The sequence below is a fragment of the Vibrio splendidus genome, assembly GCF_024347615.1.
Taxonomy (GTDB): Bacteria; Pseudomonadota; Gammaproteobacteria; order Enterobacterales; family Vibrionaceae; genus Vibrio; species Vibrio splendidus.
The window spans coordinates 121,787-134,741 of the sequence record NZ_AP025509.1; the positions used below are offsets into that span (position 1 = coordinate 121,787).

At 45.5% G+C, this 12,955-nt stretch carries 11 protein-coding genes; all 11 read left to right on the forward strand.

All coding sequences use genetic code 11. From position 1 onward, the window contains the following. The first annotated feature begins 177 nt into the window (after nt 1–177). The 11 genes from OCU90_RS17990 (at nt 178) to gndA (ending at nt 12,901) form a co-directional block, all read left to right on the forward strand. Nucleotides 178–1,188: a putative 2-aminoethylphosphonate ABC transporter substrate-binding protein gene (locus OCU90_RS17990; protein ID WP_061023278.1), complete on the forward strand. Its 1,011-nt coding sequence runs from the start codon at nt 178–180 to the stop codon at nt 1,186–1,188. Between the two features lie 127 nt (nt 1,189–1,315). Beyond that, on the forward strand, nt 1,316–2,737 hold the full coding sequence (locus tag OCU90_RS17995) for an FAD-dependent oxidoreductase (protein WP_061023280.1): 1,422 nt from the start codon (nt 1,316–1,318) through the stop codon (nt 2,735–2,737). A 227-nt stretch (nt 2,738–2,964) separates the two neighbouring features. After that, complete coding sequence (locus OCU90_RS18000) at nt 2,965–4,074, forward strand: putative 2-aminoethylphosphonate ABC transporter ATP-binding protein (protein ID WP_004730144.1); 1,110 nt, start codon at nt 2,965–2,967, stop codon at nt 4,072–4,074. A 21-nt stretch (nt 4,075–4,095) separates the two neighbouring features. Continuing rightward, nucleotides 4,096–5,805 (forward strand): putative 2-aminoethylphosphonate ABC transporter permease subunit, encoded by a 1,710-nt coding sequence (locus tag OCU90_RS18005; RefSeq protein WP_391782647.1) that lies wholly within the window; start codon nt 4,096–4,098, stop codon nt 5,803–5,805. A gap of 68 nt (nt 5,806–5,873) precedes the next feature. Then, nucleotides 5,874–6,578 (forward strand): phosphonate utilization transcriptional regulator PhnR, encoded by a 705-nt coding sequence (gene phnR, locus OCU90_RS18010; RefSeq protein ID WP_061023284.1) that lies wholly within the window; start codon nt 5,874–5,876, stop codon nt 6,576–6,578. A 137-nt stretch (nt 6,579–6,715) separates the two neighbouring features. Further along, nucleotides 6,716–7,618: an EamA family transporter gene (locus OCU90_RS18015; RefSeq protein WP_061023286.1), complete on the forward strand. Its 903-nt coding sequence runs from the start codon at nt 6,716–6,718 to the stop codon at nt 7,616–7,618. A gap of 200 nt (nt 7,619–7,818) precedes the next feature. Next, the gene (locus OCU90_RS18020) at nt 7,819–8,835 is read left to right on the forward strand and encodes a TRAP transporter substrate-binding protein (protein WP_009845626.1); all 1,017 of its coding nucleotides are present in this window, start codon (nt 7,819–7,821) and stop codon (nt 8,833–8,835) included. 65 nt (nt 8,836–8,900) lie between these two features. Next, a complete protein-coding gene (locus tag OCU90_RS18025) occupies nt 8,901–9,458 on the forward strand; it encodes a TRAP transporter small permease subunit (protein WP_017079674.1) in 558 nt (185 codons plus the stop codon). After that, nucleotides 9,451–10,773, forward strand: a complete 1,323-nt coding sequence (locus OCU90_RS18030; RefSeq protein ID WP_017059512.1) for a TRAP transporter large permease — start codon at nt 9,451–9,453, stop codon at nt 10,771–10,773. Before OCU90_RS18025 ends, OCU90_RS18030 begins: the two co-directional genes overlap by 8 nt. Before the next feature lie 118 nt (nt 10,774–10,891). Then, nucleotides 10,892–11,389 (forward strand): gluconokinase, encoded by a 498-nt coding sequence (locus OCU90_RS18035; protein ID WP_061023288.1) that lies wholly within the window; start codon nt 10,892–10,894, stop codon nt 11,387–11,389. 3 nt (nt 11,390–11,392) lie between these two features. Further along, nucleotides 11,393–12,901, forward strand: a complete 1,509-nt coding sequence (gndA, locus tag OCU90_RS18040) for an NADP-dependent phosphogluconate dehydrogenase (RefSeq protein WP_061023291.1) — start codon at nt 11,393–11,395, stop codon at nt 12,899–12,901. Nucleotides 12,902–12,955 lie beyond the last annotated feature (54 nt).

Sequence of the window (12,955 nt, forward strand, 5' to 3'; positions counted from 1 at the left end):
ATCATCTGGTACATACCAACGTAAAGGCGTGTACTAGTCACCTAAATGAATTTATGGGTATAGGTGCCTCTTGATGAGGCTTCTAACTTAAGAAACGTTAAACCTAGGCAGCTTTAAACCTCGATAACTTTTAATTTTGGCAACTTCTCACTTTAGAGTTGAGCCTGACTGGAGAAAATGATGAAAAACCGTTTTATGAAAGGATCACTTGCAGCGTTAGTAACTCTACTCGCTGGTAATGCTTATGCAGCACAGGAAGTGACGGTTTACACCGCTTTTGAAACTGACATTTTAGCGAAATACAAGAACGCATTTGAAAGTGAAAACCCAGACATCAACATCAGGTGGGTACGTGATTCAACTGGGATCATGACGGCAAAATTATTGGCCGAAAAAAACAACCCGCGCGCAGAGGTAGTTTGGGGACTTGCTGGTTCTTCAATGGCACTGCTTAAAGAAGAGGGCATCCTGAAACCTTATACGCCTCAAGGTGTAGAAGCATTACGCGCTAACCTTAACGACCCGCAATCTACTCAAGCTTGGTATGGCAACGACGCATTTTTCAATGCGGTTTGTTTCAACGAAGTAGTTGCTAAGCAATTGAAACTACCTGCACCTAAATCTTGGGATGATCTAACAAAGCCTATCTACAAAGGACACATTGCAATGCCAAACCCAGCGTCTTCTGGTACCGGCTACATGCAGGTTTCGGCTTGGTTACAAAACATGGGTGAAGACCAAGGTTGGAACTACATGCAGAAGCTAGACCAAAATATTGCTCACTACACGCACTCTGGTTCTAAGCCATGTGTTCAAGCGGGCATGGGTGAAGTCGCTATTGGTATTTCTATGGCGAGCCGTGGCGCTAAGCTGAAAACTCAAGGCGCTCCACTTTCAGTTATTACGCCTGAAGGCATCGGATGGGAATCTGAAGCGGTAGGCCTTGTTAAGCCTTCTGATGCAGCACAACGTGTTATCGATTGGTCTATTTCTAAAGCGGCAAACGAGCTTTACATCGAAATGTACCCAGTTGTTGGTCACCAAGATGTGACAGGCAAAGCAGAGAACTTCCCTAATGTAGAAAAGAACATGGCAAAAATGGACTTCGCTCGCATGGGCAGCGAACGTGCCGACGTTCTTAAAACATGGTCTGAGAAGTTTGATGCTAAATCAGAGCCAAAATCTTAATCTGACGACCTATTCAGTTACGTAACTATTTAACTATTTAGCTCATTAGAAGTTAGAGATCAGTAAAGGAAGGCTTCGGTCTTCCTTTTTTAGTTTACGCCTTTAGGTTTTAAGTAAGGTACAACAAATGACAAAGCACTACTCATATTGGTTCAAGCAAGCGTTAGAACAAGAGTTTGGCAACATCAATGAGGGGCTAGATTCGGCGAAGTCGCTCCAAAAAGACGTCAACTGTGATATCGCCATTGTTGGCGGTGGCTATACGGGTTTATGGACGGCGATTTTAATCAAACAACAGCAACCCGAAAAGCATGTTGTCGTGATTGAAAAAGGTCTATGTGGTAGCGGTGCTTCTGGTGCGAACGGCGGTTGCATGCTGACGTGGTCAACTAAGTATCCGACGCTGAAAAAGCTCTACGGAAAAGAACAAGCGAAATGGTTGGTTAAGGAATCGGAAAAGGTTATATACGAGATTGAAGCCTTCTGTAACGAACACAAGATTGACGCGCATCTATATCGAAGCGGTACTTACTACACGGCGACCAATGAAGCGCAAAAGGGTGGAATGGAGCCTGTTGTTAATGAGCTGGTTAAGCAGGGTATCAATAGCTGGAAGAAGTGCGACAATTCTTTGGCTGATAAAGCGGGATCTGATCGCCACATTGAGGGTTACTACTCAGAAGCTGCGGGTAGTGTGCAGCCAGCGTTATTGGCGAGAGGTTTGCGCCGAGTCGCGCTCGAACTGGGTGTTGAAATTCACGAAAACACAGAGATGACATCACTCGACTATGGCTCCCCAGCTCGAATTCAAACCAAAGGCGGTTCCGTATTTGCGGATAAAGTGATTTTGGCACTCAATGCGTGGATGCTCGATCACTTTAAAGAGTTCAAACGCAGCATTGTGGTTGTCTCTTCAGATATGGTAATGACCAAGCCTATTCCTGAAAAGCTCAAGCAATTTGGCCCAGAGAAAGGGGCGGCGGTGGTGGATTCGCGTATCTTTGTCCACTACTACCGAGATACCCAGGACGGACGACTCATGTTGGGCAAAGGCGGCAATAAATTCTCGTTCGCCAATCAAGTTGAAAGCATGTTTAACCAAACGACCAACTACCTGCCGATTCTCAATCAATCGTTCCAAAAACTGTTCCCTAAATTGGAACAAAGTGAATTCGATTACAACTGGTCTGGCGGCTCAGATCGTTCGGTCACCGGATTGCCATTTTTCGGTAATCTAAAAGGCCAAAGCAACATCTATTATGGGCTTGGTTATTCAGGCAATGGCGTTGCTCAAACCCGTATGGGCGGAAAAATTTTGTCTTCAATGGTACTCGATATCGACAATGCTTGGACACGAAGTGGTTTAACTAAAGGCCCGTTAGGACACTTCCCGCCAGAGCCATTTCGTTGGGTAGGTGCGATGATGGTGCGTGATGCGGTGCGAAGAAAAGAGAACGCGGAAGATTCTGGTAACACGCCATTGTGGCTAGATAAACAGTTATCCAAACTCGCAGGTGCGGCGGGCAAAGCCGACAAGGTTGAATCATAGATTAATCTAACGTTTAAATTAGAAGTTTACATTTAGGCTCTCAGTGATTTATGGGCAAGTCACTGAGGGCTTTCAACGTTGAACAAACTTTTAATGCTGAACAAATAGCAATCTTTAATGCTTATTATATCTGCAATATAACTGTCATTTAGCTACTATAAATTTGTCACTCAACTGCAATATTCTCAGTTTAAATTTGGTATATACCATATAGAGAGTGCTGTAGTATGAGCAACCAAACTTATTTGAATATTGAAAACGTTGTAAAGCAATTTGGCCAATTTACAGCGTTAAAAGACATCTCCCTATCGATAGATAAAGGCGAGTTCGTCTGCTTCCTTGGCCCATCTGGCTGTGGAAAAACCACCTTATTACGTGCGATTGCAGGTCTAGACTTGCCAACTTCAGGTTCTATTGAGCAGAACGGTAATGATACGACCTTCTTGCCACCAGAAAAGCGCGACTTTGGCATCGTGTTCCAATCTTACGCTTTGTTTCCAAATCTCACTGTAGAAGAAAACATTGCGATTGGTCTGAAAAATCAAGGCATGTCGACCAAAGAAGCCCTTGAGACGGTTGAGTCTTGGTTAGAGACCATCGGCTTACCAACGTCTGGCCAAAAGTACCCAAATCAGCTATCTGGTGGACAACAGCAGCGTGTTGCTCTGGCTCGCGCATTAGCGTTGTCTCCAGGCTTGTTGCTACTCGATGAACCGCTGTCTGCGTTGGATGCGAAGGTAAGAACACATCTGCGTGACGAGATCTGCCAACTGCAACGCAAGTTGGGTATCACCACTATCATGGTGACGCACGACCAAGATGAAGCCTTAACGATGGCAGACCGAATTGTGGTGATGAACCATGGTGTCATTGAGCAAGTAGGTGCCCCACAAGAGATCTACCAAAAACCCGTCAGTCGTTTTGTGGCTGAGTTTGTTGGCAGCATGAACTTCATTCAAGCTTCTGTCGCAGCGCAAGGCAAGATACGTATTGCTGAGTCGATGTTACCGTTGCCGGGTTTAGATAACCTCACGCCAAAACTTGGTGATGTTTTCGATATTGCCGTTCGTCCAGAGCAAATCCAGTTTGTGGATCGTTTTAGTGAGTCATTACCCGTGAGAATCGTATCAAGCGAATTCTTAGGGGCGTTTTATCGTGTTGAGTGTCAATTGCAACATGACTCCACGGCGAAAGAGATCATCGTTGATGTATCAGTCAAAGAGTTCAATCGATTGAAGCTGCGTCGCAGTGATATTCGTTATGTGGCGTTTGACCAAGAAGGCCTGAGAGCTTACCCATCGAAAAGCCTGCAAGTGATGAAAGACGAGGCGGCGTAAATAATCATGGAATCGACTCAAATGATGCAATCTAAGCTGCTAATTCAACGACGAGTACAGCCTTTTCTTGCTCGATTAAGTAAAGACAACGTAATCCTATTTGGGCTGTTGGCCTTTTTGTCTGTGTTCATGACGCTGTTTATCCTGATGCCACTGTGGGCAATGTTGAAAAAAAGCGTTCAGAATGCAGACGGAGAATTTGTAGGATTACAGAATTTCGCAACGTATTTTGCTTCTCAAAGCATGTGGCAGTCGGTAGGCAATACGTTCACGCTTGGGTTGTTAGTGACCGTTGTCGTGGGAGTATTAGCGTTTGGCTATGCCTATGCTTTGACTCGTTCATGCATGCCTTTTAAGGGGCTTTTTCAGGTGTTGGGTTCAGCGCCGATTCTGGCTCCTTCATTGCTTCCAGCGATCAGTTTGATCTTCTTATTTGGTAATCAAGGTATCGCTAAAGAAGTCTTAGGTGGTAACTCGGTGTACGGCTTGATTGGTATCTCACTGGGCCTGATATTCTGGACGTTTCCACACGCCTTAATGATTCTGACTACTTCATTGAGAACGTCTGACGCTCGTCTGTATGAGGCGGCACGTGCACTCAATACTTCATCGCTAAAAACCTTCTTCATGGTGACGTTACCTGCGGCAAAATACGGCTTGATAAGTACCTTGATCGTTGTGTTTACGCTGGTGGTTTGTGATTTTGGTGTGCCAAAGGTGATCGGTGGTAGCTACAACGTTCTGTCTACCGATATCTTTAAGCAGGTAGTAGGGCAACAGAATTTCTCTATGGGCGCGGTGACCAGCATCCTATTGCTATTGCCTGCGTTGCTTGCGTTTACCGTTGACCGCTGGGTTCAAAAGAAACAAAAGAGCTTGTTTGATACTCGCTCCGTCGCTTACCAACCAGAGCCAAACACTCTACGTGATGGCGTGTGTTTACTCTATTGCACCGTAATTTCAGTGGCTGTTGTTATCGTGCTAGGCATGGCGATATACGGATCTATGGTCACTTTCTGGCCTTGGAATAAAACGCTAACGCTAAATAACTATAACTTCGCAGAGATGAGTACTTATGGTTGGACGCCATTTTTCAACTCTTTAACCCTCGGTGCTTGGACTGCGATTATCGGTACCGTATTGATTTTCTTAGGCGCGTACTGCATTGAGAAAGGCCGCGCATTTGGTCCTGTTCGTCAGGCAATGCAAATGCTCAGTGTGGTACCGATGGCCGTTCCGGGTATGGTGTTGGGTTTGGGGTATATCTTCTACTTTAATGATTTGAGTAACCCACTAAACTTCTTATATGGCACGATGGCGTTCTTGGTGATTAATACGGTGGTTCACTACTACACAGTCGGCCACATGACAGCGTTAACCGCATTAAAACAGCTGCCTGAGGAAATAGAAGCGACGGCGGCTTCGGTTAACCTACCGCAATACAAGCTGTTCTTTAAAGTGACGGTGCCGGTTTGTTTACCTGCGATTTTAGATATTGCGACATACCTGTTTATTAATGCACTTACCACGACATCTGCGGTAGTATTCTTGTATTCTACCGATACGATACCTGCGTCAGTTTCAGTACTGAATATGGATGATGCGGGGCAAACGGGTGCAGCAGCTGCCATGGCGGTGATGATCATGATATCGGCAGCGAGCGCGAAGTTGATTCATATGTTAATCAACAAGTTATTCGAGAAGCGCACCCAAGCTTGGCGTAAACGCTAGCGAACCATTTTATATTGCAGTTGGCCAAGGAGTGGCTGACGACAAGAACAAGAATAGAAGGAAATGAAGTGCAGTACGTAAAAATCAAAGATGTCGTCGTAGAGCAGATAGAGTCGGGGATGTTAACACCACGACAGAAGCTGCCTGCGGAGCGAAAACTGGCTGAATCGTTTGATACAACACGAGTTACGTTACGTGAAGCCTTGTCTTCACTTGAAGCGGAAGGACGAATTTATCGAGAAGACCGACGTGGTTGGTTTATCTCTCCAGCGCCACTGCGCTACGATCCAACACAAACGCTGAACTTCACGAATATGGCTTTGTCGCAGAATCGTAAGCCAAAAACAGAGTTGGTGGCGGCGAAAGGCATGTTAGCAACCAAGGAAGCAACTAGGCTTCTTGAGCTGCAACCTTTTTCGGATGTTTATCGAGTAGACAGAGTTCGTTACCTTGAAGACAGGCCCGTTGTGTATGTGACCAACTACATTCGACCTGAGCTGTTCCCTAACTTGCTTGATTATGACTTGTCGAAATCGTTGACGGACATCTACCGCGAGCACTTTGGTGTGGTGTATCAGAAGATCCGTTACCGAGTGAGCACAACGTCTTTGCTTGGCGAAACAGCGCAAGCCCTGCGCGCGACTTCTGGCTCTCCGGCTATGGTGGTTGAGCGTGTTAATTACAATCAAGACGGTGATTTGATTGATTGCGATATTGAATATTGGCGTCATGACGCGATCAGCATCGAGTCGATCGCACAGCTAGAGCGCTAGTCATACGTTATAACGTTGGCATATCTGCAATTATGCAGGATTGCCCAATTGAAACGCTCAAAGGTCTCTTATTCGGAGGCCTTTTTTATCACCTGTTGTCAGCCGTTGTGCTAATTCATCAATAATTTAGGAATGAAATGGAATTCTCTGCGATTGTAATCGTGATCATTTCGGCTTTGCTTCACGCGGGTTGGAACGTTCTAGGTAAATCTAATCAAGGCTCGGGCTCGTCTTTCTTCTTAGCCTCTGGCTTTGCCGCCGCAGCGATATTGACGCCTTACTTGATCTGGTATGTTCACAGTGTTGGACTGTCAAATATCTTACTTCCATTCTGGCAACTGGTTTTCTTGAGTGGGATCTGTCAAATCATCTATTTGATTGGGTTAGGCGCGGCCTATAAACAAGCTGATATCGGTGTGATTTACCCAATGGCACGGGCACTGCCTGTGTTGATGGTGGGTTTAGGCACGGTGTTGATAGGCTATGAATTGTCGGCGAATCAATGGATTGGGTTCACTTTGATTACCTTGGGTTGTTTGTTTGTACCACTTAAGAAGTTTTCAGATCTTAGGTTAAAAGCGTATCTCAACTTTGGCGTACTGTGGGCGTTGATCGCGGCCATTGGTACCACGGGCTATTCCATCATTGATAAAGAAGCGCTTTTGTTACTCGATCCTTTGAGCACACCAGTTATAACTAACAAGCACACCGCGATTTTCTATCTAGGCATTCAGTTTTGGGCGATTGTGATTCCACTGAGCCTGTGGTTGCTCGTGTCGAATCAAAAAATCGAATTTCATAATGCTTGGTTATTGCGTAAAAGAGCAACACTTGCTGGCATCATGATGGCTTCGACTTATGGCTTGGTGCTGTTTGCGATGACCATGACTGAAAATGTCAGCTTGGTTGTCGCTCTAAGGCAAGTAAGCATCATCTTCGGCGTAGTGATGGGGATCTACTTTTTAAAGGAAAAGTGGCACGCCACTCGCGGTGTAGGTGTCTCTTTTATTATTGCAGGCTTAGTTATCTCACTGACTTAAAAGGTTTTTTAATTTCCTTTCCTACTTACAATGTGACTTTTCAGTCACATTGCCCTTATTGATAGCAAACGTTTTACTAATGTTAAAGATGTGATCCTTCTCATAGACAAGGCTGTAAAGTTACCGGTAACATTCACCTCAACGTTACCGGTAACATATAATAACAAGCCGGACTCTGTGAAACTCATAAGGATACCCAAATGAAAGCTCTGACTAAAACGCTGATTGCCGCTTCCCTCACTGGTCTATTTGCTACTTCAGCAATGGCTGCAGACTTTAAACTTAAGATTCAATCTTCAGATCCGTCTGGCGATTTGAACTTCAAGGTTCAGCAGAAGTGGGCTGAGCGAGTAGAGACGATGTCTAACGGACGTATTGATATCGATCTACTTCCTGTTGGCGCTGTGGTTAAGCACACAGAAACGCTTGGCGCGATCAAGATGGGCATCCTAGATGGTCACATCACAGCAACAGGTTACTTCTCTGGTAAAGATCCAGCTTTTGGTCTTATCGGTAACATGGTTGGTGCATGGTCAGACACAACACAGCTGCTTCAGTACATGAACTACGGTGGTGGTAATGAGCTAATGACTGAACTGTACAAGCCTTACGGTGTTCAGTTCGTTGGTGCTTCAACAACCGGCGTTGAATCATTCATTTCTAAAAAGCCAATCGACGGTGTAGCGGATCTTAAAGGTCTTAAACTGCGTGCGCCTGAAGGCCTAGTACAACAAGTATTTGCAGCCGCGGGTGCGACTCCAGTAAACCTGCCAGGTTCTGAAGTATTTACTGGCCTAAGCAAAGGCGTAATTGATGCAGCGGACTACACGGTATTCTCTACCAACCAAAAAGCGGGCATGAACGACATTGCAACACACCCAGTTCAACCGGGTTTCCATTCACTACCGCTTATCGATATCTCTATTTCTCAGAAGAAATGGGACAAGATGCCAGCTGATCTACAAACAATGCTGCAAACATCAGTGCGTGACTTCTCTTACGACATGACGACTCAGCTGAAAATGGCTGACCAAGCGGCACTTAAAGAAGCTCAAGCGAACCCAGAAATCACTATCCACGATTGGTCTCAAGAAGAGCGTAAGAAGTTCCGTGAAATCGCGAAAGGCCAATGGAAAGTATTTGCAGAGCGTTCTGATAACGCAGGAAAAGTTTACACCTCAGTGACTGTGTTCCTAGAAGAAAACGGCTTACTGTAATTTAAACTTAGTTTACTGACGGGGGAGGGCATTGCTCTCCCGTATTCTCCCAGGATATTTGGCCCATGACAGACAAAACTCCCCATGCCCCAGCTGAAAACGACGAGCAACCAAGAAATGCGCTTGATCGTTTTGTTATAAAGTTCAGTAATCTCGTGAGCTGGTTTTTTATCTTTACTGTATTGATTTCATTTTATGAAGTTGTGATGCGTTACGCATTCGATGCCCCGACCACATGGGTACATGAAACAGCTTCTTTCATCGGTGGTTCTTTATTCATTATTGGTGGTATCTACGCGTTTGCTGCGAATAAGCACGTGCGTGTGGTTCTTATCTACGATTCAGTGTCTAACCAAGCACGCAAATATCTTAATCTTGTTCACCACATTGTTGGTTTGGCCTTTGCTGGCATGCTCGCTTATGCGGCTTACTTCACCGCAGAGGAAGCATGGTTTGCACCATGGGGTGAATTCCGCCTTGAAACATCAGGTTCAGTGTTAAACGCGCCTTATCCTGCGCTGCTGAAAGGCCTGATCTTTGTCGTTTTGTGTGTTCTTGTTGTCCAGTTTGTATTGCACCTAATCCAAGAGTTGATGGGTCTAAGGAAGAATGACGATGTTTGATTTATCTTCTATTGGTATCGCATGGGGCAGTTTGCTCATGCTGGTTATGATGATTGGCTTGCTACTGACCGGTATGCAGCTAGCGTTCGTAACAGGCTTTGTCGCGATTTTCTTCACTCTATGCTGGTTTGGCCCTGATGCCTTACCTTTGATCGCAAGCCGTACCTACAGTTTTGCTTCTGGTTATGTGTTCTTAGCAGTACCGATGTTCGTTTTGATGGCGGCTTTATTAGACCGTTCGGGCATTGCTCGCGATTTGTTTGATGCAATGAAATCTGTCGGCCGTAAAGTTCGTGGTGGTGTGGCAGTACAAACCTTATTAGTCGCGGTTCTATTGGCTTCCATGTCCGGTGTTATCGGGGGTGAAACGGTATTACTGGGTATTCTCGCACTGCCACAAATGCTTCGTTTAGGTTATGACCGTAAGCTTGCTATTGGTACAACCTGTGCAGGTGGCGCACTTGGTACCATGCTTCCGCCAAGTATCGTACTGATCATCTACGGTATGACAGCTAGCGTATCGATTGGCGACCTGTTCAAAGCTTCTTTCTTGCCAGCGTTTATCCTTGCGGGCTGTTATATCGGTTACGTATTGATTCGCTGTAAGCTGAATCCTTCTCTGGCTCCTCTTCCGAGTGATGATGAGACAGAAGAAGATATCGCAAATCAGCCAAGCTACTTCAAGGCTCTGTTCTTCCCACTGCTTTCTGTAGCAACAGTTCTAGGCAGTATCTACACGGGTATCGCTTCAGTAACAGAAGCGTCTGCATTGGGTGTGGTTGGTATCATGATCAGTGCGCTAATCCGTGGTGAACTGAACTTCAGCATGTTGAAAGAGAGTGCCATCGCAACCATGCGTACCTGCGGCATGATCATGTGGATTGGTATCGGTGCAAGCGCATTGGTTGGTATCTACAACCTGATGGGCGGCATTGATTTTGTTGAAGAAACCATCCTTGCGCTCAGTGGCGGTAACGCGACAGTAACGCTATTAATCATGATGGCTATCTTACTGGTTCTAGGCATGTTCCTTGACTGGGTAGGTGTGGCACTTCTAACAATGCCAATCTTCGTTCCGATCATCACTGGCCTTGGGTTCGACCCAGTTTGGTTCGGTGTTGTGTTCTGTCTAAACATGCAGGTGTCGTTCTTGTCACCACCATTTGGTCCAGCGGCTTTCTACCTGAAATCGGTAGCACCAAAAGACATCAGCTTAGGTGAGATTTTCTCTTCACTACTGCCGTTCATTGCACTTCAAGTATTGGTGCTGGCACTGGTTATTATCTTCCCTCAGCTCGCGCTTTGGTGGCAATAACAGCAAAGGTTCCTGAGCGAATCTAATGTTCAGGAACCGATCATCAGCAACACAAGTTTAACTATTAGATTCGATTGTCAGCCCCTGTTTTGGTTGGGGCTTAGGGAAGGCTTGCCTTATGAAAAGCAAAAAAATACTCGTGATGGGCGTATCTGGATGCGGAAAAAGCCTAATTGGTAGCCGTATCGCACAGGCTTTAGATCTTCAATTCTTTGATGGCGATGACTTCCATCCGCAAAGCAATGTAGAAAAAATGCGTCAAGGTATTCCGCTGACTGACGAAGATCGTCAAGGATGGCTAGAAACACTCAACAAGCAATACATTGAGCAGCCAAGTGCTGTGATTGCATGTTCTGCATTGAAACCTCAATATCGCGACATTCTACGGAAGAACAATGAAGGTTTAGTTATCGTGTACCTACAAGGTAGCTTCGACACCATTTGGAACCGCCACAAAGCGCGCGAGAACCATTACTTCAATGGTCAAGAAATGTTGAAAAGCCAGTTCGCAACCTTGGTTGAACCGAATGAAGCCGATGCGTTGTTTGTTGATATCTCACAAGATGTCGAACAGGTAGTAGAAAGTGCACTCAAACAAATTAAGCAGATAGGCTAAACCATGACTCAGTTAAAAAACGACATCGCGATGATTGGTTTAGGCGTTATGGGCAAAAGCCTTGCACTCAACTTACTGGATAACGGCTTTAACGTTACTGGCTTTGATTTGAATACAGACAACATTGAGCGCGCTAGTTCAGAAGCAAAGCTGCTTAATGAATTGTTTACTGGTAAAGGTCAGTTCACACAAGGGACTAGCCTTGAGCATGTACTGCAAGGGCTAGCGAAGCCGCGTGTAATCGCTTTGTCGGTTCCTGCTGGAAAACCTGTCGATATCGTCGTCAATAGCTTGCTTGATGCTGGCTTAGAAAATGACGACATTGTTATCGATACAGGTAACAGCTTATGGACAGATACCGAGGCACGCGAAGTGAGCTACAAAGGCAAACTGCGCTTCTTTAGCACCGCCGTTTCTGGTGGTGAAGAAGGCGCTCGTGTTGGCCCTGCGCTGATGGCGAGTGGCGACCAATCGGCTTGGCAATATGTGAAACCGATGTGGGAAGCGATTGCTGCAAAAGTGGATGCTAATGGGCTACCGGTTGCTCAGTTTGAAGCGGGTGAAGCGTGCGCGGCGTATGTTGGTCCTTCAGGCTCTGGGCATTACGTTAAGATGGTTCACAATGGCATTGAATACGCCGACATGCAGCTTATCTGCGAAGTGTATCAGTTCATGCGTGATGTACTTGAAATGCCAGCTCAAGAGATTGGCCAAGTTTTCGAACAGTGGAACAACGGTGTACTTAATAGTTACCTGATGGAAATCAGCGCTGATATTCTTCAACAAGAAGATGTGGCGACGGGTAAGCCATTCGTTGATGTTGTGCTTGATAAAGCAGGGCAGAAAGGCACGGGATTGTGGACAGCAGTTAACAGCCTTCAAGAAGGGTGTCCAACCCCAACCATTGCTCAAGCGGTTTATGCACGTGCGATGAGCGGTCAGAAATCACAACGCGTTCATGGCAGTAAGCTTCTTAAAGGCAATGTTGCCGATGCGAGTCAGTTGGATAAAACAGAAGTTATTTCTGAGCTTCATGATGCTCTATATTGCGCCAAGTTGTCTGTTTATGCACAAGGCTTTGATTTATTAAAGACAGCGTCAGACAAAGAGGGTTGGAATCTCGATTTCACTCAAATAGCTAAGATCTGGCGAGCAGGTTGTATTATTCGTGCAGCATTCTTACAAGGTATCACATCGGCTTATCAACAAAATGGTGAGCTGGCGAACCTGTTGTTTGACGAGGTTTTCATCAAACAAGTGGAAGAGCGTGAGCTTGTTTGGCGTATCGCCGTTGCTAACTCAGCTTTGTATGGTGTGTCGATGCCGGGAATTAGTTCTGCATTAAGTTACTTTGATTCTCTGCGCTGTGAAGTGTTACCAGCGAATCTATTGCAAGCGCAACGTGACTATTTTGGTTCTCATACCTATTCGCGAGTCGATAGAGAGGAAGCCGAAAAATTCCATGTTACTTGGAGTCAGTCCCCAAGAACTGAAGTAAAAGTAAACGCTTAAACAATCAATAACGCCCTCAACAAGAGGGCGTTTTTAATTATGATGCTGTATCAA